At 62.9% G+C, this 20,088-nt stretch carries 19 protein-coding genes, 1 pseudogene and 1 riboswitch; of the genes and pseudogenes, 13 read left to right on the forward strand and 7 right to left on the reverse strand.

Features of this window, described 5'->3' with window-relative positions:
• Positions 1-39 precede the first annotated feature (39 nt).
• A pseudogene (locus tag B3605_RS06190) lies at positions 40-931 on the reverse strand (proline iminopeptidase-family hydrolase).
• Positions 932-1,055: 124 nt separating this feature from the next.
• Between B3605_RS06190 and B3605_RS06195 the strand changes: the two are divergent.
• Both B3605_RS06195 and B3605_RS06200 read left to right on the forward strand, forming a co-directional pair.
• Complete coding sequence (locus tag B3605_RS06195; protein ID WP_112943372.1) at positions 1,056-1,838, forward strand: helix-turn-helix transcriptional regulator; 783 nt, start codon at positions 1,056-1,058, stop codon at positions 1,836-1,838.
• Positions 1,839-1,891: 53 nt separating this feature from the next.
• Positions 1,892-2,806 (forward strand): proline iminopeptidase-family hydrolase, encoded by a 915-nt coding sequence (locus tag B3605_RS06200; protein ID WP_162735404.1) that lies wholly within the window; start codon positions 1,892-1,894, stop codon positions 2,804-2,806.
• An 89-nt stretch (positions 2,807-2,895) separates the two neighbouring features.
• Here B3605_RS06200 and B3605_RS06205 read toward each other — a convergent pair whose 3' ends face one another.
• The 5 genes from B3605_RS06205 to B3605_RS06225 are packed head-to-tail and all read right to left on the reverse strand — an operon-like array spanning position 2,896 to position 7,783.
• A complete protein-coding gene (locus tag B3605_RS06205; RefSeq protein WP_113168236.1) occupies positions 2,896-4,356 on the reverse strand; it encodes an aldo/keto reductase in 1,461 nt (486 codons plus the stop codon).
• Between the two features lie 4 nt (positions 4,357-4,360).
• Positions 4,361-5,332 carry a branched-chain amino acid ABC transporter permease gene (locus B3605_RS06210; RefSeq protein ID WP_113168235.1) on the reverse strand — a complete coding sequence of 324 codons (972 nt, stop codon included), beginning with the start codon at positions 5,330-5,332 and terminating at the stop codon, positions 4,361-4,363.
• Positions 5,329-6,240 (reverse strand): branched-chain amino acid ABC transporter permease, encoded by a 912-nt coding sequence (locus tag B3605_RS06215; protein ID WP_112943369.1) that lies wholly within the window; start codon positions 6,238-6,240, stop codon positions 5,329-5,331. Before B3605_RS06215 ends, B3605_RS06210 begins: the two co-directional genes overlap by 4 nt.
• Entirely contained in the window at positions 6,237-6,977 is a 741-nt protein-coding gene (locus B3605_RS06220) for an ABC transporter ATP-binding protein (RefSeq protein WP_113168234.1), read from the reverse strand. The genes B3605_RS06215 and B3605_RS06220 overlap by 4 nt, the downstream gene beginning before the upstream one ends.
• Positions 6,974-7,783: an ABC transporter ATP-binding protein gene (locus B3605_RS06225; RefSeq protein WP_112943367.1), complete on the reverse strand. Its 810-nt coding sequence runs from the start codon at positions 7,781-7,783 to the stop codon at positions 6,974-6,976. The genes B3605_RS06220 and B3605_RS06225 overlap by 4 nt, the downstream gene beginning before the upstream one ends.
• 100 nt (positions 7,784-7,883) lie before the next feature.
• Here B3605_RS06225 and B3605_RS06230 point away from each other — a divergent pair, with 100 nt between their 5' ends.
• The 11 genes from B3605_RS06230 to eutC all read left to right on the forward strand — a co-directional run bounded on the left by B3605_RS06230 (position 7,884) and on the right by eutC (position 18,420).
• Positions 7,884-8,654, forward strand: a complete 771-nt coding sequence (locus tag B3605_RS06230; RefSeq protein ID WP_113168233.1) for a GntR family transcriptional regulator — start codon at positions 7,884-7,886, stop codon at positions 8,652-8,654.
• Positions 8,647-8,997, forward strand: a complete 351-nt coding sequence (locus tag B3605_RS06235; RefSeq protein ID WP_112943365.1) for a TIGR04076 family protein — start codon at positions 8,647-8,649, stop codon at positions 8,995-8,997. The genes B3605_RS06230 and B3605_RS06235 overlap by 8 nt, the downstream gene beginning before the upstream one ends.
• A 10-nt stretch (positions 8,998-9,007) precedes the next feature.
• Positions 9,008-10,060, forward strand: coding sequence for an aldo/keto reductase (locus B3605_RS06240; protein WP_296433321.1), 1,053 nt, complete (start codon positions 9,008-9,010; stop codon positions 10,058-10,060).
• Between the two features lie 23 nt (positions 10,061-10,083).
• Positions 10,084-11,316, forward strand: coding sequence for an ABC transporter substrate-binding protein (locus tag B3605_RS06245; RefSeq protein ID WP_296433394.1), 1,233 nt, complete (start codon positions 10,084-10,086; stop codon positions 11,314-11,316).
• Between the two features lie 117 nt (positions 11,317-11,433).
• A complete protein-coding gene (locus tag B3605_RS06250) occupies positions 11,434-11,820 on the forward strand; it encodes a c-type cytochrome (RefSeq protein ID WP_112820082.1) in 387 nt (128 codons plus the stop codon).
• 48 nt (positions 11,821-11,868) lie between these two features.
• Positions 11,869-12,107: riboswitch (cobalamin riboswitch) on the forward strand.
• A 245-nt stretch (positions 12,108-12,352) separates the two neighbouring features.
• The gene (locus tag B3605_RS06255; protein WP_112820081.1) at positions 12,353-13,384 is read left to right on the forward strand and encodes an ABC transporter substrate-binding protein; all 1,032 of its coding nucleotides are present in this window, start codon (positions 12,353-12,355) and stop codon (positions 13,382-13,384) included.
• Between the two features lie 41 nt (positions 13,385-13,425).
• On the forward strand, positions 13,426-14,421 hold the full coding sequence (locus tag B3605_RS06260) for a FecCD family ABC transporter permease (protein ID WP_409457173.1): 996 nt from the start codon (positions 13,426-13,428) through the stop codon (positions 14,419-14,421).
• Positions 14,418-15,188 carry an ABC transporter ATP-binding protein gene (locus B3605_RS06265; protein ID WP_113009038.1) on the forward strand — a complete coding sequence of 257 codons (771 nt, stop codon included), beginning with the start codon at positions 14,418-14,420 and terminating at the stop codon, positions 15,186-15,188. Before B3605_RS06260 ends, B3605_RS06265 begins: the two co-directional genes overlap by 4 nt.
• A 12-nt stretch (positions 15,189-15,200) precedes the next feature.
• Positions 15,201-15,998, forward strand: a complete 798-nt coding sequence (locus tag B3605_RS06270; RefSeq protein WP_409457174.1) for a class I SAM-dependent methyltransferase — start codon at positions 15,201-15,203, stop codon at positions 15,996-15,998.
• Between the two features lie 258 nt (positions 15,999-16,256).
• Positions 16,257-17,642, forward strand: coding sequence for an ethanolamine ammonia-lyase subunit EutB (locus tag B3605_RS06275; protein WP_113168229.1), 1,386 nt, complete (start codon positions 16,257-16,259; stop codon positions 17,640-17,642).
• On the forward strand, positions 17,635-18,420 hold the full coding sequence (eutC, locus tag B3605_RS06280) for an ethanolamine ammonia-lyase subunit EutC (protein ID WP_113168228.1): 786 nt from the start codon (positions 17,635-17,637) through the stop codon (positions 18,418-18,420). Before B3605_RS06275 ends, eutC begins: the two co-directional genes overlap by 8 nt.
• 6 nt (positions 18,421-18,426) lie before the next feature.
• Here eutC and B3605_RS06285 read toward each other — a convergent pair whose 3' ends face one another.
• Positions 18,427-20,082 carry a GMC family oxidoreductase gene (locus B3605_RS06285; protein WP_113168227.1) on the reverse strand — a complete coding sequence of 552 codons (1,656 nt, stop codon included), beginning with the start codon at positions 20,080-20,082 and terminating at the stop codon, positions 18,427-18,429.
• Positions 20,083-20,088 lie beyond the last annotated feature (6 nt).

Genomic DNA, 20,088 nt, shown 5'->3' on the forward strand with positions numbered 1-20,088 from the left:
CCCTTTCCATCCGCATGATGCTTGTTGGCTTTCTATGCATCAGCTTGCCTTGTGCCGCGATAGAAAGTCCAGCAGGGCCGGGTAATAATCGCCGGGGTTCTCGTAGAAGGGCATGTGGCTGGCGTTTGCGAAGACTTTCAGCTCGGCGTTCGGCAGCGCAAGCTTCATGCGCAGCGCGCAGGCCGGCGTCAGTTCGTCATGCTCGCCGGTGGTGATCAGCGTGGGGACGGTAACGCGAGGCAGGTCTGGGATGCGGTTCCAGTCCTTGAGGTTGCCGATATAGAGAAACTCGTTCGGTCCCTGCATCGTGCCGTAGGGTCCCATGTTCCAATCGTCGAGCGAGCGGCGGACCGGGGCTGGCCATTCCGGCAGGCGACAGACGTGGCGATAGTTGAGAATTGTTACGGCGGCCTGGTATTCCGGGTGGTCGTATGTGCCCTGCGCCTCGTGCTTCTGCAACATTGCCACCGTCTCGGGACCGAGTGCTGCGCGCAGCCGTTCAAGCTCCAGAATGAGATGCGGCATGTCTGCGACGGTATCCTCGAGGATCAGCGTCTGCAGGTTCTCGGGGTAGGTGAGCGCGTAGTCGATCGCCAGCCAGCCGCCCCAGGAATGGCCGAGCATATGCACCTTGCCGAGACCGAGCGCCTTGCGCACGGTTTCCGTCTCCTCGACGTAGCGTCCGATGGTCCAGAGTGCTGCGTCATCCGGCCGGTCAGACGCGCCGGTTCCCAGCTGGTCGAAGGCGACGACGCGGTAACCCTTGTCGATCAGACAGGAGTGCGCTTCACGCAGATAATCGCAGGGGGAGGCCGGGTCCGCCATTCAGGCAGAGGACCGTTTCGCTGCCGCTTCCGAAGCTATAGGCGACAACCTTGAAGCCATCGACCTCGATGTCGTATCGCTGGTCCGGCTCGATTTCACGCCACATTGATGTCTCCGGCAAAAGATTCTTCTTGCTCATTAATTGGGCAAGGCTAAATTTTTATCCCAAACAGCGTTTCGCGCCAGCTATAAGAAGTGATAGGTGGCGCTTCGCTCACCGGGAGCAGGCCATGCTTGATGATATCCGCGCGATCAAAACACAATTCACCGATCACCAGACTTTGGATGGGCGTATCGATCAAGTCTTCGAGGAAATGAAGACACTCGGCTTCGAGGCGTTGATCTATGACTACACGCCGATCCCCTACGATCTGGACGGCGAGATCATGATCCCCTCGCTCTTGAAGCTGCGCAACATTTCCGACGACATGCACGACTATTGGTTCAATCGCGGTTATTTCCGGATCGATCCGGTTCAGCAGGTGGCGCTGCGCACGTCGACGCCGTTCTTCTGGAATTACGATGCCAATGCCGAAACGCTGATCAACCGCTTCATGGGCGAGAATACCGAGCCGGTGGCGCGCTATCTCAGCGAGCGAGACATGTCGACGGGCGTGACGGTGCCGATCCACATGCCGCGCGGCGACTACGCGACCGTCACCGGCATCCGCTACGGTCGCGAGAAGGGCTTCCAGAAGCAGGCTTTGCGCTATATCGCCGATTTCAACCTACTGGCCCACGTCTTCCACGAGGCGGCCTTTCCGCTGTTCGACGCGGACGCCTGCAGCGCCGGCAAGGCGCGACTGACCGAGCGGGAGCGCGAGTGCCTGCGTTACTCGGCGGAGGGGCTTTCAGCCAAGGAGATCGCCCGCATCATCGAGCGCTCGGTGCCAACTGTCGTCATGCACCTCAATGCCGCCGCCAAGAAACTCGGCGCCAAGAACCGCACGCAGGCCGTGGTCCGCGCCACGCACTACCGGCTGCTCGAAGACCGGCCATCCTATAACTTGTGATAGCTGCCGCCGTTTCAGCAGCCACGTTATGGTTTTCCATCGAATACCCAAAGATGGAGCTATCAGTGACCGCTGTCACGTCGAAGGAAGACTACCTGCCGTTTCGCGATTACCGCACCTGGTATCGCATCACCGGTTCACTCGACAGCGGCAAGCTGCCGCTGGTCGTGGCCCATGGCGGGCCTGGCTGCACCCATGATTATGTCGATTCCTTCAAGGGTATTGCCGCGCTCGATGGCCGCGCCGTCATCCACTACGACCAGCTCGGAAACGGCAACTCGACGCGCCTGCCGGAAAAGGGTCCGGATTTCTGGACGCCGGCACTGTTCCTTGAGGAACTCGATGCGCTGCTCACTCATATCGGCATTGCCGATCGCTACGCTTTCCTCGGCCAGTCGTGGGGTGGCATGCTGGGTGCCGAACATGCCGTTCGCAAGCCGAAGGGCCTGAAGGCTCTGGTGATCGCCAACTCTCCGGCCAACATGCACACCTGGGTTTCCGAGGCCAATCGCCTGCGCGAGGAGTTACCCACAGAGGTGCAGGACACGCTCTTGAAGCACGAGCAGGCAGGAACGCTGACCGATCCTGAATACATCACAGCATCAAGGGTCTTCTACGACCGCCATGTCTGCCGTGTCTCGCCATGGCCCGCCGAAGTCGCGCGGACCTTCGCGATCATGGACGAGGACAACACCGTCTACCGCAACATGAACGGCCCGACTGAATTCCACGTTATCGGCACGATGAAAGACTGGACGATCGAGGACCGGTTGAGCCGGATCGAAGCGCCGACGTTGCTGATTTCAGGCAAGTACGATGAAGCGACGCCGCTCGTCGTCAAGCCCTATCTTGATAGCGTTCCCGGCTGCGAGTGGGTGCTCTTCGAACGGTCGAGCCACATGCCGCATGTCGAGGAGAAGGAACTCTGCCTCGCCACCGTCTCGGCGTTCCTGTCGCGGCACGACTGAAGATGTGAGCTAGCGCGTTCACGACAGCTGTCGCTGCCCCTCGTGGGCAGCGCTTTTATGACAAGGTCACGCCGGAGCGCGCGACGCCATCAATCGCAGATCGCTTCCGCCTCGATCTCGACCTCGTATTCGCCGACCAGATTGCCGGCCTCGATCAGCGTGTTGGCCGGCAAAACATCAGCGAAAGCCCGTCCATGCGCGCGAGACACCGGCTCCCACTGACTGGCATCACGCAGATAGATGCGCGTCCTGACGACGTCTTCCATCTTGCCGCCGAGCGCCGATATCGAAGCCGCGATCTTGTCGAGTATGTAGGTCGCCTGCGCGCCGGCGTCGCCCGATGCCACGCAGCGGTTCGTGCCATGCGTCGCGGTCGTGCCGGAAACGAGGATACGGTCTCCTACCCTGACGGCGCGGCTATAGCCGGCGATCGGCTCCCAGATGCTGCCGGACGAGACACGCGAACGGCCCGGACGACCGGGCACGGGCTGAGCCGTGTAGACGGATGGAATGGCATCCAGATGGTGGCTGAGATCGCCGGAGGCGGTTAGGAATGGCGGCTTGCGATACTCGTCGCCGCAGTCGCCGGGAATGGGCTGCGTCTTGGCGAAGGCGGTGTTCAGTGCGGCGTGATCCTCTTCGTCGAGGGCGAAGGAGAAGACGTTGAGATTGTCGCCGCGATGCTCGTTTTCGCCGATGCGCGCGCCGACGATTGTGGCAGCGACGGCGTCGTGTTCTAGAACCCAGCGGCTCGCGACGTTGGAGATCGAGACGCCATGCTTGGTCGCGATGGTTGCGGCGGCGCTGAGAATGCCCTGAAAGGCTTCCCAGCCGCCGGCGGTGTCGATGAAGCGCTTGTATTTCGAGCGGCTCCAATCGGTGATCGATGTCGGCTCGGGCTGGCCCAGCCATTTCTCGGAGAGGAAGCCGCCGCACAGCGTCCCATAGGCGAGAAGCTTGACGCCGCTTTCGGCACAGAGCTTCGAGAGCGCACCCGCGGCTCGGCGGTCGACCAGCGAGAACGAGACCTGATTGCTGGCGATCTCGATGCCGTCTGCAAGCGCCAGCGCCAGATGTCCGGTATCGAAATTGGTGAGACCGAGCGCGCCGATCAGGCCTTCCTCGCGCAGGCGCTGCATCTCGTGCAGGGCGTCGAGCCATGCCGGATGCTCGAAACTCCACCAATGGAATTGCAGAAGATCGACCTTGTCGACACCAAGCCGCATCAACCGCTCCTCGACGCCGCGGCGCACGACATCAGCCGTCATCGGTCCCGGCTCCGGGCACCATTTGGTGAAGGCGACGGGCCGCTGGCCATCCCGGTAGCGCGAGAGCAGTCGCCCCGTGATCAGTTCCGCCGAGCCATAGTGATCGGCCATGTCGAACGTGTCGAAGCCGCCACGCGCATAGGCCTGCAGCACATCGGCGCCCTTGTCGGGATCGATCACCGTGCCGTTCTTCTCGATGTCGGCCACCTGCCAGAGACCGCAGACGATGCGGCTGATGGAGAGATCCTTGGTGAGCGCTATGCGTGGGGGCGTGGTGGACATGTTTCTATTCCCTGGATGTCTGTTTGCGCTTGCCGGTCAGCGAGGCCAGCGCGCTGGAAGCGCCGAGAATGCCGCGGGGGCGCAGGAGCAGGATGAGGCACAGCCCGACGCCGATCATGACGATCTGCAGCGATGCCGCACGGGCCTGCTGTTCGGGCGGCACGAAGGCGGAGACGGCGGCGGCCGACAGCGCCCACAGACCCCAGACCAGCACCGCGCCGAGAATGGCGCCGCGATTGTTGCCGGAGCCGCCGACGATCAGCATCGCCCAGACTTGAAAGGTCAGGATCGGCAAATAGTTGTCGGGCGCGATGAAGCCGATGAAATGTCCTTGCGCGGCACCCGCCAGCCCCATGATGGCGCCGCCGATGGTGAAGGCTTGCAGGCGAAAGCGGATCGGCCGCTTGCCAAGCGCCTGTGCCGCACTCTCATCTTCGCGGATCGCGCGCAGCACGCGGCCCCAGGGACTCTTGGAGAGATGCTGGAGCGCCAGATAGAGCGCCAGCACGACTGCCACCATCAGCGAGAGATTGGAGAGAGAAAATGCCAGCGGATCAGCAGCGAGGCTGCCGAAGGGGCGGGGAATGAAGCCGATGCCGAAAGCGCCGCCGGTCAGCGGCTGCAGGTTGAGCACGCAAAGCTGCACCGTGACCGCAACGCCGAAGGTGGCGATGGCGAGATAGTCGGATCGCAGCCGAATGGTCAGCGCGCCTACCAGCCAGGCGGCGAGGCCCGCGAACAGCGCGCCGCCGAGCCAGCCGATGGCGATCGGCATGTCGAAACCGCCGAAGCGGCCGGGCGTATCCGGCGTCGTCAAAAGTGCGGATACGTAAGCGCCGATCGCGACGAAGGCGGCGATGCCGACGTTGAAGAGGCCGGTCTGGCCCCACTGCACATTGAGCCCGAGGCACATGATGGCATAGGTGAGCGCCATCGTGAGGAAGAAGGCGACGTAAGCGATCAGATCGAGGCTCATGCCGTTCTCCCGAACAAGCCGCGCGGGCGAAAAAGCAAGACCGCCACAAGGATTACGAAGGAGACCGCCGCTCGCCACTCGGCGCCAACGATCTGCACGGCTGCCGCTTCCGACAGGCCGACGATCAATCCAGCGATCATCGCGCCAGGAACGCTGCCAATCCCGCCGAGGATCGCGGCTGCAAACAGCGGCAGCAGCAGGTCGTGTCCGAGATAGGGGCGGATTTGGACGAGGAGCCCGGTCATGATGCCGGCGATGCAGGCGAGGGCAGCGCCGACGAACCAGACGACGCGGATCACACGGCGCACGTCCACACCAGCGATGCCCGCTAGAGCCGGGTTTTCGCTGACGGCGCGCATCGAGCGGCCGATATCGGTGCGGGTCATCAGCAGGTGGATGGCGACGACCGCGACCAATGACAGGCCGAGCGACAGGAGCTGGTCCGGCGTGGCGCGCAGGCCGCCGCCGATCTTCACGGCGATCTGCAGAGATTTGGTGTAATAGGCGGGCTTGGAGGTGAAGATGAATTCGAGCAGGCTGCGAAGCGCAAGCGAGGCGCCGAAGCTCGCCATGACGAGGATGATGATTGCGCCGCCGCGCGCCCGCAGGCGTCCGAACAGCACCGCATCCACGGCGAGCGCAAGCAAGCCGGTGAGCAGGATCGCGATGGCGGCTGCGAGCGGCAGCGACCAGCCGAAGGAGAATGGGCCGATCGGTTTGGTCAGCGACGTGGACAAGAACCCGAGGCCGCCGCTGACGGCGAGCGCCAGATAGGCGCCCCAGGAAAGCATCTCGCCATGCGCAAAATTGGCGAAGCGCAGGATCGAATAGGTGAGCGTGACGCCGATGGCGCCAAGGCCGATCATCGCGCCGGCGACGAGGCCGTCCATGAGAAATTGCGGGTTCATGGTGCCTCCGACGCCTGCTTGGTGGTGCCGAGATAGAGCTTGGCGATCAGCGGATCGCCGAGCAGTGAAGAGGCCTCGCCCTCGTGCCTGATCCGGCCTTCGACTAGGATGACGGCGCGGCTGGCGATCGCGAGCGCCGCCTTGACGTTCTGCTCGACGAGAATGACCGTGACGCCGCCGGCGTTGATCTCCTTCAACATCGAAAACACCTCGCCGACGATTTTCGGCGACAAGCCGGCAGAGGGTTCGTCAAGGATGAGCACGGAGGGATCGACGATCAGCGCACGAGCGACGGCCAGCATCTGCCGCTGCCCGCCCGATAGCGCGCCGGCCAAGCGCGAGGGCTTGCTGGCGAGATCGGGAAAGCGACGGTAGAGTGCGGCGATCCTGTCTGACCGCTGCTCCTTCGGCAGGACGGCTGCGGCAAGCTGCAGGTTTTCGTGGATGGTCAGCGTCGCGAAGATGTTTTCCGTCTGCGGCACAAAGGCGAGGCCTTCGGCGATCTTGCGGTGGGACGCGACGCGGGTGATCTCCCGCGCGTCGAGCAGGACGCTTCCCGAGTGTATCGGCACCACGCCGGCGATCGCCTTGACGAAGGTCGACTTCCCGGCCCCGTTCGGCCCGAGCAGGACCAACAGCTCTCCGGGCGCCACCGAGAGATCAACGCCGCGCACGATCGGCAGGTCGGGTTCGTACCCGGCGACCAGCGCGCGGGTTTCAAGCGCCGGCGCGGTCATGCCGCCGCTCCGAGGTAGGCTTCGATGACATCCGGATTTGAGGCGACGGCGGCAGGCGTGCCCTCGGCCAGCGGCTTGCCGAGCGCCATGGCGACGACGCGCGAGCAGAGCCGTGACACCATATCCATATTGTGTTCGATCAGCAGGATCGACTTGCCCTGCGCATTGAGCTCCAGCACGCGCTCCATGATCGTTTCCAACAGCGCCGGGTTGACGCCCGCCGCCGGCTCGTCGAGCAGGATCGCCTGCGGATCGGCCATCAGGATGCGTGCGAGTTCGAGCAGCTTGCGCTGCCCGCCGGACAGTACCTTGGCAGGTTGTCCCTCGAGGCCCGACAAGGTGACGAACTCCAGCAGCGCGCGCGCCTTATCGGTCGCCAATCGTTCCTGCTGCCTGACATGACCGAAGCGCAGGAAGTTGGCGAACAGCCGCTCGCCGTCCTGCGCCTGCGCGCCGACGAGCACATTCTCCAGCACGGTCATCTCGAGAAACGGCTTCGGGATCTGGAAGGTGCGGCCGACGCCGCGGCCAATTCTCTGCTCCGGACTTTCCTGCGAGACCTCGCGGCCGCCGATCCAGATCTCGCCAGATGTGGGCTTGAGGCTACCGGCGATCAGATTGAACAGCGTCGTCTTGCCGGCGCCGTTCGGGCCGATGAGACCGATCAACTCGCCTTTGTTGAGCCTCAGCGACATGCCGCCAACGGCCACATTGCCCTGAAACGACTTCACCAGCTCGCGCGCGTCGATCACGGCTTTGGCGGGTTCTGCCGCTTTCGGTGGGGCGTCTGGCACTGGCAAAGGCATGGAGGAAAGAAGTCTCTTGATTTGATTGGTGATGTTTGATCAAACTTCACCCCATGGTGAAAAGCAACCGAAAAAAGTGGCGTTCCACGGGGGAGACTTGATGGGAGACCCCTCTGCAGGAGCCCGTGCGAGGAAGCCGGCCGATGGCGGTCACGACCGTGACGAAGCGCTGTCGCCGGTCGGGCGCGAAACGTTGCAGGACCGCGTCTACGCTCAGCTGCGCAATTCGCTGATCAACGGTATGTTCGATGCCGGCGACGTGCTGCGCATCGTCGATCTGGCCGAGCGCCTGCAGACCAGCACCATGCCGGTGCGCGAGGCGCTTGGCCGTCTCGTGTCCGAACAGGCGCTGGAATCGCTGCCCAATCGCTCGGTGCGCGTGCCGCTCATCACCCGCGAACGTCTTGACGATCTCGCCCGCGCCCGCATCCTGATCGAGGGCCAGATGGTGGCGCTGGCGCTGCCCAATCTGAAGGATGACGATTTTGCCGTGCTGAAGCAGATCAATATCGACTGCGATCTCGCATTCGAGCAGCATGGCAAGGACATTGGCCATGTCACCTCGGCGCTGAACCAGCAATTCCATTTCCACATCTATCATGCGGCTTGCTCGCAGGTGCTGATCCCTATCGTCGAGAGCCTGTGGCTCCAATCAGGCGCGATCATTCGCAAGGCCGCGCATATTCACGACGAACAGGGCGGACTTGCCGCCACCAATCATCATTGGGCGCTGATCGATGCGCTGGAAAAGCGCGATGCCGAGGCCGCGATGCAATCGCTTTCCAACGACATCAGCCGCTCCTTCGATCTCATCCGCGGGCGGCTGGATGCCGAACCCGACGGCAATGCATCGGGAGACCACCATGCCTGAACCCATCGACGACGGCTTCGACCTGTTTGATCTGAGGGTCGACGTGATCATCCCCGAAGGCGGCGCGGTTTACTGCGGCGCAAAGCCGGGCGATCATTTCGAGCTCAAGGGCGAAATGCTGCATCTGCCGGAGGGGCAGGGGATCTCGATCTACTCGCTCTCCTCCGTCCTGCCGCTGCTCGCGGCAAAGCAACGCCCGACCGATCGCAACGACTGGATGACGACGGACGCCGACATCGCTTGCCCGGACCCGAATTGCTCGACACGGCTGAGGATCACTCGCACGGGTATCCGCCGTTTCAGCCATGCCGCCACCACGGCGGTTCCTTTGAATGACGAATAGGCCGAAAGATATGCAGCGCATCACCATCGCCCCCGGTTACGAAATCTCCCGCGTCATCCGCGGCGGCTGGCAGTTGGCCGGTGGGCACGGCGCGATCGATGGCGACAGCGCCGTCGAGGACATGATCGCATTCGCTGATGCGGGGATTACCACCTTCGACTGCGCCGATATCTATACCGGTGTCGAGGAGCTGATCGGCCGTTTCCGCGTCGCCTACAAGAACCTGCGCGGAGAAGAGGCCCTGTCGCGCATCCGCGTCCACACCAAGTTCGTGCCCGATCTGACGGTGCTGCCAAACATCAGCAAGGCTTATGTCGAAGGCGTCATCGATACTTCGCGCAAGCGGCTCAACCTCGATTGCCTCGATCTCGTGCAGTTCCACTGGTGGGCCTATGATATCGAGGGCTGGCTGGAGACGGCGGGCTGGCTGAAGGAGCTGCATGAGGCCGGCAAGATCGGCAAGATCAGCGGCACCAATTTCGACACGGATCATATCGAGGCGATCATCGGCTCGGGCGTGCCCTTTACCTCGTTGCAGCTGCAATATTCGCTGCTCGACCGGCGGCCGGAAAAGCGCATGGTTGCGCTTGCTCAGGAAAAGAACTTCGCGCTGTTGTGCTACGGCACCGTGGCCGGCGGCTTCCTCGGCGATCGCTGGCTCGGACAAACGGAGCCGGAGCATCCGCTCGAAAACCGCTCGCTGACGAAATACAAGCTGATCATCGATGATTTCGGCGGCTGGGACCTGTTCCAGGCCCTGCTGTCGACGCTGCGCGGGATCGCCGACCGGCACGACACCGATATCGCCACGATCGCAAGCGCCGCCATGCTGACCAAGGCAGGCGTCGCGGCCGTCATCGTCGGCGCCCGCAACAGGGAGCATTTGAAGTCCAATCTAGCCATCGCCGATATCGCGCTCAGCGAAACGGATAGAGCCGAGATCGACGCGATCCTTACGCAATCGAAGCCGCTCGACGGCGACGTTTATACGCTGGAGCGGGACAGGGAAGGCCGCCACGGCAGCATCATGAAGTACAATCTCAACAAAGGGGAACAAAAATGAGAACGACATTCCTGCTTTCCGCCATGGTCGCTGCCCTTGCTGCGTCCACGGCGCCGACGTTCGGGGCCGATTGCGACATCACCGTCGGCCTCGTCATGGAACTTACCGGCCCGGCCGGTGAATATGGCCAGGCGGGCGCGAAGTCCGTTGAGATGGCCTTCCGCGACATCAACGATGCCGGTGGCGTCAATGGCTGCAAGATCGTTGCAGACACGCGCGACAGCCAGAGCCAGGGCAACGTCGCCGTCGATCAGGCGACCCAGCTCGTCAACATCAAGAAGGTGCCGGTCATCATCGGCGGTATCATCTCGTCGGTATCGATCCCGATCCTGACATCGGTGACGGCGCCGGCCGGCGTCGTGCAGGTCTCGCCCGCATCCTCTTCGCCGACGCTGACCGAGCTTGGTCGCAGCGGCAAGACCAACGGCGTCTTCTTCCGCACCATCACGTCCGACGCGTTGCAGGGGACGGCCGCCGCGAAGTTCGCGATGGATCAGGGCTTGAAAAAGATCGCGATCATCAACGTCAACAACGACTTCGGCGTCAACATGGTCAAGGAGTTTGCGACCGCATACCAGAAGCTCGGCGGCACGATCACATCGACGACACCCTATAACGAGAAGCAGTCGAGCTACGCGTCCGAAGCCAGCGCCGCCATGGCTGGTGAGCCCGATGCGCTCTATCTCGTCAGCACCCCCGTCGATGGCGCGACCATCGCCCGCGCCTGGGTTTCCGGCGGTGGCAAGCAGACCTTCCTGCTGAATGACGGCATGAACTCCAAGGACTTCATCGAGAGCGTCGGCGCGCAGTATCTGGAGAACGCCTACGGCACCTCCTCGGGCACCAGCCCGACGGCGTCGACCGAATATTTCACCGGCAACTACGAAGCCTTCTCCGGCGGCATCTCGCCTTCGGCCCCGGCCGCCGACCGCTCTTATGACGCGGGTGCGATCGTGGCGCTGGCCATTGCCAAGGCCGGCAAGGCCGATGCGGCCGCCATCAAGGCAGCCATGCCGGAAGTTGTCGCCGAGGGCGGCACGCCCATCCATGCCGGCAAGGAAGAGTTCGCCAAGGCGCTGCAGCTCATCAAGGACGGCAAGCCGGTGAAGTATGAAGGTGTCATCGGCCCTGTCAGCTTCGACAAGTACGGCGATATCACCGGCCCGTTCCGCCTGTGGAAGATCAGCAATGGCGAGGTGACGACGGTCGGCGAATTGAGCGCCGAAGAGGTCACCAAGATCAAGACCGCGCAGTAGAAGCGCCAGGCGACATGGGGGATGTGCTCCCATGTCGCACCAGTCTGGTCTGGGCGCCTATGTGCTTTGTTGGCTAAGCAGATGCATTTGGCAAACACAACGACAGGCCATCGACATATGAAAAAGCGCTCAATCCTTCCGTCGATCTGTTCGATCGCGAGCCTGCTCGTGACGACATCCGCGGCATCCGCCGAGGATGTCGAGCATGGACGGCGGGTGTTCAGGCTGTGCGTTGCCTGTCACACGGTCGATTCCGATCGCAACGGTTTCGGCCCGCATCTGAAGGGTGTCGTCGGCCGTCCAGCCGGAAGCTTGCCCGACTACCGATATTCCGAAGCGATGAAGACGGCCGGTGCCGGCGGACTTGTCTGGGACGAGGCGGCGCTCTCGGAATTTCTATCAAACCCCAAGAAGAAAGTGCCGGGAACGAAGATGAGCTTCGGCGGCCTATGGACGACATCGGAGATCACCGACCTGATCGGCTATCTCCGAGCCAATCCCTAGACGCGCCAAATGTCGGTCCGCCACGGCTTGACGCCTCGGCGCCGGATCGCCTAAGTCACACCTGATGGTTCCCGAAGGGATGACTTCCGACGGGATTAATAGGGAACACGGTGCGGACGACCCGAATGGGGCCAAGACCGTGGCTGCCCCCGCAACTGTAAGCGGATTGCCTGATGTTCTTGTGGTGTTCGTCTCGAACGCCATGCCACTGCGAAGCTCTTCGTGGGAAGGCAGATGTCAGGTGCATATTCGCAAGCCAGGAGACCTGCCGTCAAAACAGTGTCCACCATCCCGGACGGGGTTGTCCGGAGAGGAGCATCATATGATGGTTTTTGACGTCAGCCGCTGGCGCGGCCCCGCTTTATTCCCCTCCACAAATCTCATGTCCGTGATCCAACGATAGTTTTCGCCGCCGCATGATTTCAGGCGAGCGCTCTGCTGTGTCGTCCTGCATCATCCGCGGCGGTCCCCGCGTCGAGTTTCACAGCCGCGGCCAGTCGGCTGCGGGCTTCAGTCATACATGAGGACCAATATGAACCGCATCATCCTGCGAACCGCGCTGCTTTCGATCGCGACGGCTTGCACCTTTACCACCTTTCTCCCCGCCGCCCATGCAGCGGCAACGACCTACCCGCTGACGATCACCAATTGCGGCCAGCAGGTGACATTCGACAGCGCGCCGAAGAAGACGGTGTCGATCGGCCAGGGCATGACCGAAATTCTCTACTCGCTCGGCCTTGCCGACAAGATCGTAGGCACGGCGGTCTGGGTCGGGCCGGTGCTGCCCGCCTATGCCGAGGTCAACAAAGGGATCAAGCGGCTGGCCGACAATGATCCGAGTTTCGAATCCGTCGTCGGCCAGGAGCCGGACTTGGTTGCGGCCGAGTTCGAATGGCATGTCGGCACGCAAGGCTCGGTCGGCAAGCGCGAGCAGTTCGCCGGTCTTGGCATCAAGACCTATGTCTCGCCGGCTGATTGCGTCGCGAAGGTCAACACCGATGGTGGCGACGGCGTGCGCAGTGAGCTCTTCACCATGGAGCTGATTTACCAGGAGATCGCCGAACTGGCGGAGATCTACGATATCCAGGATCGCGGCGCGGCCCTGATCGCTGACTTGAAGAAGCGCGAAGCGGATGCCGTGGCATCGCTTGGCGGGTCGGCAAAGGATCTGCCTGTCGCCTTCTGGTTTTCCAGCAAGGAAGTGCAGGGCGATGCCTTTATCGCCGGCAAGAACAGCGCTCCGGCCTATATTCTGAAAACGCTCGGCGCCCGCAACGTCGTCAGCACCGAGGAAGAGTGGCCGTTGGTCGGTTGGGAAACGATCGCGCAGGCCAACCCTGCAGTCATCGTCATCGCCACCATGGACCGTCGCCGCTACGCTGCCGACGATCCGAAGGTTAAGATCGACTTCCTTGAAAAGGACCCGGTCACCAGCCAGCTCGATGCCGTCAAGAACAGGCACTTCGTCGAGATGGATGCGCAGTCGATGAACCCGACGATCCGTACCATCGACGGCCTGGAACGCCTTGCCGCCGGCATCAAGTCCTTCGGTCTTTCCAAGTGAGGCACGCGTCGATAGCCCACCGAGGATGGAGAGCGCTGCTCGTGCTCTTCGTCCTTGCCGTCGTGGCATTGGGCTTTGTCATCAGTCTCGCCGTGTCTATCGGCGAGATCTCCATTCCTGTCGACACGACGGCCAAGGCCGTTGCGAACCGCTTGCTTGGCACCGGCTTTGAACTCAGCCGCATCCATGAAGGCATCATCTGGGATTATCGCCTGAGCCGCGCGCTTGTCGCCGCCAGCGCCGGAGCGGCTCTTGCGCTATGCGGCGCGGTGCTGCAGGCGTTGCTGCGCAATCCGCTGGCCGAGCCCTATGTACTCGGCATCTCGGCCGGCGCGTCTACCGGGGCCGTCGCCGTCATGATCCTCGGTTTCGGCTATGGCGTGTTGACGCTTTCCGCCGGCGCTTTCGTCGGCGCGGTCGCGGCGTTCCTGCTGGTGTCTTTGCTGGCGGTGGGCTCCGGCGGCGGGACGGACCGTATCATCCTCGCAGGTGTCGCCGGTTCGCAGCTCTTCAACGCGCTGACGTCCTATATCGTCACGACATCGGCAAATGCCGAGCAGGCGCGCGGCGTCATGTTCTGGCTGCTCGGCAGCCTTTCCGGCGTACGCTGGACGGATGTCTATCTTGCCGCTCCCGTTGCAATCGCCGGCTTTCTCGTCTGCATGCTTTACGCCCGCGCGCTCGATGCCTTCACTTTCGGTACCGATGCTGCGGCGGCGCTCGGCATTCCGGTCGCTGGTATCCGGATCGTGCTGCTTGCGCTCACGGCGCTGCTTACCGCGACGATGGTCAGCATCGTCGGCTCGATCGGCTTCGTCGGGCTGGTCATTCCGCATGCGGCGCGTTTCGTGGTCGGGCCGGGGCATGGGCGCCTGTTACCGGCAACGGCGATATCCGGAGCGATCTTCATGGTGGTCGCCGATATCGTCTCGCGCGTCATCATCCCGCAGCAGGTGTTGCCGATCGGCGTGGTCACCGCGCTCTTCGGCGCGCCGGCATTCGCGCTCATTCTCTACAAGGCGAGGCGGCCCGCATGAGCATTTCCATCAGCGATGTGCACTGGGCAACGTCAGGCGTGCTTGTTGTCAAGGGCATAAGTCTCGAGGTCCCCACCGGCCAGACGCTGGGCCTAATCGGGCCGAACGGTTCGGGAAAGTCCAGCCTGCTGCGGTTGATCGGCGGGCTGCGAAAGGTGAAGAGCGGTGTCATTGCACTCGGCGATACCGGCATCGACACGCTGGCACGCCGCGACATTGCCCGGCGTGTTGCCTTTGTCGAGCAGCAGGCCACGACGGAAACACAGGTGACGGTCACTGAGGTCGTCCGTCTCGGGCGCACGCCACATCGCGGTCCGTTGGCGCCGTGGAGCGCCAATGATGAAGAAGCGGTCGAGAATGCGCTGCGGCAGGTGGGCATGGTCGAGAAGGCGCGGCAGCTCTGGCATACGCTGTCGGGCGGCGAGCGGCAGCGGGTGCATATCGCCCGCGCGCTGGCGCAGACGCCGACCGAGCTTCTGCTCGACGAGCCGACCAATCACCTCGACATCCAGCATCAGCTCGAAATCCTGTCGCTGGTTGCCAAGCTGCCGGTCACCTGCATCGTTGCGCTGCATGATCTGAACCTCGCCGCCATGTTTTGCGACAGGATTGCTGTGCTTAGCCAGGGTCGGCTTGTTGCGGTCGGACCGGCGGACGAGGTATTGACCGAAGGCTTGATCGCCGATGTGTTCGGAGTGCGCGCCCATATCGAGCGCTCGCCGCATCATGGTCGGCAGCATATCCATTTTCTTGGCTGTATTTCTTGAGGTTCGATGTCCATTAGACAAACCAATTTCGATTTGAAGGAAGAGATCCGGGACTACTGGTCCAAGCGCTCGCAGACTTTCGATCTTGCCTTCGGCCACAGGATACCGCGTGGACCGGAGTTCGACGCCTGGCAGCAGCCGATGCGCGATCATCTGGGGCCGGCGTCGTTGCGTGTCCTCGAACTTGCCTGTGGAACCGGCGAGGTCACGGCGGTGATCCACGATCTCGGCCATGATGTGACCGCGCTGGATTTCTCCGAGGCCATGCTGTCAATCGCCAAGGCCAAGCATACCGGCAAGGAACGGTTGCGCTTTGTGCTGGCAGACGCTGAAAATCCGATGGAGCCGGATGGCCGCTACGATGCCATCATCTGCCGGCATCTGGTGTGGACGCTGACCGATCCCGCAAAGGCATTCGGCGAGTGGCATCGCGTGCTGAAGCCGGGTGGCACGCTATTGGTCTTCGACGGCGACTGGGCGAAGCCGACAAGGCTCGGCCGCGCCGCAGCATGGCTCATCCGCCGGATCGATCGTTTCTGCGGCGCGGATCGGCATTATGATGGCGCGATGAGCGAGCGCCATTCGGCGATCATGTCCGCGCTCCCCTTCGGCGCCGGCCTGCGGCCAGATGATCTTATTCCGCAATTGACGCAGGCCGGCTTCATAGGTTTCGAGATCGCGTCGCATGGACCGATCGCGAAGGCGCAGCGGCGCGGCGCCAATCTGCGTAACCGGCTTCGGACGCTGGTCTATCGGCGCTTCATTCTCGTGGCCAAATCCGCCGGCGTCTCGCAAGGTGAAGAGGCCTGATCTATCGCGCAAAGGCGGTGGATTTGATGCCGTCGGCGAATTTTGCAGCCTGTTGCCATCGCAGCATGTTGACGTGATCGGCTAGACGAGGTCATCTGCGCATAACGGCATGGCGCTCATGCTTGCGGTGATCGGCACGGGAGGCCGGATCACCGTCTCAAAAGGCCGAGCGCCGGCAGTCTCAAGGGAGGAATACGCCTGTCAGTCAGCCCGATTGGATCGGGTGGGCTGAGACCCTTGAACGCTAGGACTCCCACAATGGCATACAGCACGACGATCGAACGAACGCGCTTCGGCTTTCGCGATCTCAAGGACCTCCTCGCAAAAGCGACGCCGGAACGCTCCGGCGATCAGCTCGCGGGTATCGCGGCGAGCGGACCGGTCGAGCGGCTCGCAGCCCAGATGGCACTTGCCGATCTGCCACTGAAGGCTTTTCTCGCCGAAGAAGTCATTCCATCGGAGATCGACGAGGTCTCGACGCTGATTTCAAGGCAGTTCGACGCGCAAGCTTTCGCGCCGATCAGTTCGTTCACTGTGGGCGAGTTTCGCGAGTGGTTGCTGAAGCCGGAAACGGATCAGCGGGCACTCGAGGCGGTCACCTATGGCATCACGCCGGAAATGCTGGCGGCCGTCTCGAAAATCATGCGGCTGCAGGATCTGATCGCCGTCGCCGCCAAACGGCAGGTCGTCACGCGCTTTCGCAACACGCTGGGCCTGACCGGCCGCTTGTCGACCCGCAACCAGCCGAACCATCCGACCGACGACAGCCGCGGCATTGCCGCTTCGGCGATCGACGGTCTATTGATGGGCTCCGGCGACGCCGTCATCGGCGTCAATCCGGCGACTGATAGTGTTGAGGACTATGTGCGGATCGTCTCGCTGCTCGACGAAATCCGCGAGCGCCTCGCCATACCCACCCAGACATGCTGTCTCGGCCACGTTACCACAGCCATCCGTGCGGTTGAAGCGCGAGCGCCGGTTGATCTGATGTTCCAGTCGGTTGCGGGATCGCAGAAGGCCAATGAAGGCTTCGGCATCGATCTCGCGCTGCTGAAGGAGGCGCAGGATGCCGGACTATCGCTGAAGCGCGGCATGCCGGGCGCCAACCTGATGTACTTCGAAACCGGGCAGGGAGCAGCACTCTCGGCCGACGCGCATTTCGGCGTCGACCAGCAGACGATGGAGACGAGAGCCTATGCCGTCGCGCGCGAGTTCGATCCGCTGCTCGTCAACACCGTGGTCGGCTTCATCGGGCCTGAATATCTCTTCAACGGGAAACAGATCATCCGCGCCGGCATCGAGGATCATTTCTGCGGCAAGCTGCTCGGCCTGCCGATGGGCGTCGACGTTTGCTACACCAACCATGCCGATGCCGATCAGGAAGACATGGATACGCTGTTGACGCTGCTCTGCGCGGCAAACGTCAATTTCGTCATCACCGTACCCGGCGCCGACGACATCATGCTGAACTACCAGTCGCTGTCCCACCACGACGCCGTCTTCTGCCGCGAGACCCTTGGGCGCCCGCCGGCGCCGGAGTTCGAGACGTGGCTTCGCGATGTCGGACTGACCAATGAAGCCGGCGCGCTGTCCGGTGCGCCTGCCATGCTGACCGATTACCTGTCGAGGGCCGTTCTTGTCTAAATCCACCGCCACCGAACTAAGAGCCGATCTCCAGCCGGCCACCGTCGATTTGTCCGAGATGACCGATGCGCGTGTCGCGCTCGGGCGCTTCGGATCCGGCGCGCCGACCAAGGCGCAGCTGGCCTTCCTGCTTGATCATGCCCGGGCCCGCGAAGCTGTATGGTCGACGGTCGACGAAGATCGGCTGAAGAGCGACCTCATGGCGCTCGGGCTGGATGTCGTCTCTGTGGAAAGCATGGCCGAGGATCGCGGCAGCTATCTGCGCCGGCCTGATCTTGGCCGCAAGTTGTCGCGCGCTTCGGTCGAGCGACTGCATGCTCTGCCATCTGAGGCCAAAGGCTGCGATGTCGTCATCACTATAGCCGACGGCCTCTCGTCGAGTGCGGTCGATATCAATGCGATCTCGCTCGTGCGCGAGCTTTTTGGCCTTCTGAGCCGCGCCGGCTCGTCGATCGGCCCGGTTGCCGTCGCGCGGCAGGCGCGGGTGGCGCTTGCCGACGAGATCGGCGAAATTCTCGGTGCGCGGATGACAATCGTGCTGATCGGCGAGAGGCCCGGTCTCTCCGCGGCCGACAGTCTCGGCGCCTATATCACCTACGAGCCATCCGTTGGCACGCCGGATTCCCGGCGCAACTGCGTCTCAAACATGCGCGAGGGTGGCCTGTCGATGGAGCAGGCGGCGAAGACCATTGCCGGTCTCATCGCCGACATGACGAAGACAGGTGTCAGCGGCGTCAGCCTGAAGGAAGCGCTGGTCAGGTTGCCCAGCGCTTCGTAATCGGCTTCACCGGATGGCCGCCCGTGCGCGCGGTCGCGTGTCGTTGCGCTCGTGCTCGAAGATGGCGCCGGGAAGCGGCAGCTTGCCTCGAATGATGTCCGAGCCCTTCTCGCCCACCATGATGGTCGGCGCGTTGGTGTTGCAGGAGGGTACGCGCGGCATGACGGACGAATCACAGACGCGCAGGCCTTCCAGCCCGTGCACCTTGAGATCGAGCCCTACGACCGCGTCGGCGCCCGTGCCCATCTTGCACGTGCCGACGGGGTGGTGATCGGTCTTGGCGTTGGCGCAGCCGTAGTCGAAAAGTTCGTCGTCGGTCATCACCTTCGGTCCCGGCAGCCGCTCGGCCAGGACGAATGGCTTCAGCGCCGCCTGCTGCATGATTTCTCGCGCGATCTTCAGGCCTTCGAGCGACATCGTCCGGTCATGCGGGTCGGACCAGTAGTTCGGATCGATCAGCGGCGCTGCCGCCGGATCCGATGATTTGAGCCTGACAGTGCCGCGCGAGCGAGGATGTAGATAGGCCGAGTTCAGCGTCACGCCGGCGTTCTTCAGCCGCTCCACGCCCGCCTCGATGCCCGAACCGAGCCCGAGGTGGAACTGGATGTCGGGGGAACGCGCATGCGGGTCCGCATACCAGAAGCCACCCGTCTCGAAGAGCGAGGACGCAACCGGGCCGGTGCGGAAGAGAATGTACTCCAGCCCCGCCCAAACGGTCCGGTGCAGTTTGGCGACGCCGTCATAAGTGTGGTCGCCGGTGCACTCGCAAATGACGAAGAGGTCGAGGTGGTCCTGCAGGTTGCCGCCGACGCCGGGGAGATCGTGGTGAACCTTGACGCCGACCGATGTCAGATGGTCGGCCGGACCGATGCCGGATTGCAGCAGGAGTTTCGGCGAGCCGATCGCGCCTGATGACACCAGCACTTCGCGCTCGGCGCGGATCACCTCAGAGCCCTTGTCCGTCACCACTTCGACGCCGACGGCCCGCGTTCCCTCGATCACGATCCTGCTCACGCGGGCGCCGGTGCGGATGGTCAGGTTCTTTCGGCCCTTGATGGGCGAGAGATAGGCGAGTGACGCGGATGAGCGGCGGCGGTTGCGCTGGGTCAGCTGGTAGAAGCCGACACCCGCCTGCTGCTTGCCGTTGAAATCGTGATTGTAGGGAATGCCGAGCTCCTGGCCGGCGCGGATATAGGCGTCGCAGATCGGTAGCGCTGAGACAGGCATTGAGACGCCGAGCGGCCCGCCATAGGCGTGGTAGTCGTCGGCGAAGCGCTGGTTGTCCTCGGCACGCTTGAAGTAAGGCAGGATCGAGCGATAGTCCCAGCCCTCGCAGCCATCCTTGCCGGCCCAGAGATCATAGTCGGCGGCATTGCCCCGGGTATAGAGCTGGGCATTGATCGAGGAGCCGCCGCCGATCACCTTTGCCTGCGTATAGCGCAGCACCCGGCCTTTCATATGTTTCTGCGGAACCGTTTCCCATCCCCAGCTGGCCACGCCCTTGGTCATCTTGGCAAAGCCGGCCGGCATGTGAAACAGCGGGTTCCAGTCACCGCCACCGGCTTCCAGAAGAAGCACACTGACATCTGGATCTTCGCTCAGCCTGCTGGCGAGCACGCAGCCGGCGGGACCCGCGCCCGTTATGATGTAGTCAAAGCCCATTGGTTC

It is taken from the genome of Rhizobium sp. UBA1881, assembly GCF_002338015.1.
Classification (GTDB): domain Bacteria; phylum Pseudomonadota; class Alphaproteobacteria; order Rhizobiales; family Rhizobiaceae; genus Rhizobium.

Bases quoted from the DNA above. Each gene is read 5' to 3' on its own strand.
- B3605_RS06285 (WP_113168227.1), bottom strand. From the start codon at position 20,082: ATGGGCTTTGACTACATCATAACGGGCGCGGGTCCCGCCGGCTGCGTG.
- B3605_RS06210 (WP_113168235.1), bottom strand. From the start codon at position 5,332: ATGAGCCTCGATCTGATCGCTTACGTCGCCTTCTTCCTCACGATGGCG.
- B3605_RS06220 (WP_113168234.1), bottom strand. From the start codon at position 6,977: ATGACCGCGCCGGCGCTTGAAACCCGCGCGCTGGTCGCCGGGTACGAA.
- B3605_RS06230 (WP_113168233.1), top strand. From the start codon at position 7,884: ATGGGAGACCCCTCTGCAGGAGCCCGTGCGAGGAAGCCGGCCGATGGC.
- B3605_RS06215 (WP_112943369.1), bottom strand. From the start codon at position 6,240: ATGAACCCGCAATTTCTCATGGACGGCCTCGTCGCCGGCGCGATGATC.
- B3605_RS06265 (WP_113009038.1), top strand. From the start codon at position 14,418: ATGAGCATTTCCATCAGCGATGTGCACTGGGCAACGTCAGGCGTGCTT.
- B3605_RS06250 (WP_112820082.1), top strand. From the start codon at position 11,434: ATGAAAAAGCGCTCAATCCTTCCGTCGATCTGTTCGATCGCGAGCCTG.
- B3605_RS06275 (WP_113168229.1), top strand. From the start codon at position 16,257: ATGGCATACAGCACGACGATCGAACGAACGCGCTTCGGCTTTCGCGAT.
- B3605_RS06255 (WP_112820081.1), top strand. From the start codon at position 12,353: ATGAACCGCATCATCCTGCGAACCGCGCTGCTTTCGATCGCGACGGCT.
- B3605_RS06225 (WP_112943367.1), bottom strand. From the start codon at position 7,783: ATGCCTTTGCCAGTGCCAGACGCCCCACCGAAAGCGGCAGAACCCGCC.
- B3605_RS06195 (WP_112943372.1), top strand. From the start codon at position 1,056: ATGCTTGATGATATCCGCGCGATCAAAACACAATTCACCGATCACCAG.
- B3605_RS06245 (WP_296433394.1), top strand. From the start codon at position 10,084: ATGGTCGCTGCCCTTGCTGCGTCCACGGCGCCGACGTTCGGGGCCGAT.
- B3605_RS06200 (WP_162735404.1), top strand. From the start codon at position 1,892: ATGGAGCTATCAGTGACCGCTGTCACGTCGAAGGAAGACTACCTGCCG.
- B3605_RS06240 (WP_296433321.1), top strand. From the start codon at position 9,008: ATGCAGCGCATCACCATCGCCCCCGGTTACGAAATCTCCCGCGTCATC.
- B3605_RS06205 (WP_113168236.1), bottom strand. From the start codon at position 4,356: ATGTCCACCACGCCCCCACGCATAGCGCTCACCAAGGATCTCTCCATC.
- B3605_RS06235 (WP_112943365.1), top strand. From the start codon at position 8,647: ATGCCTGAACCCATCGACGACGGCTTCGACCTGTTTGATCTGAGGGTC.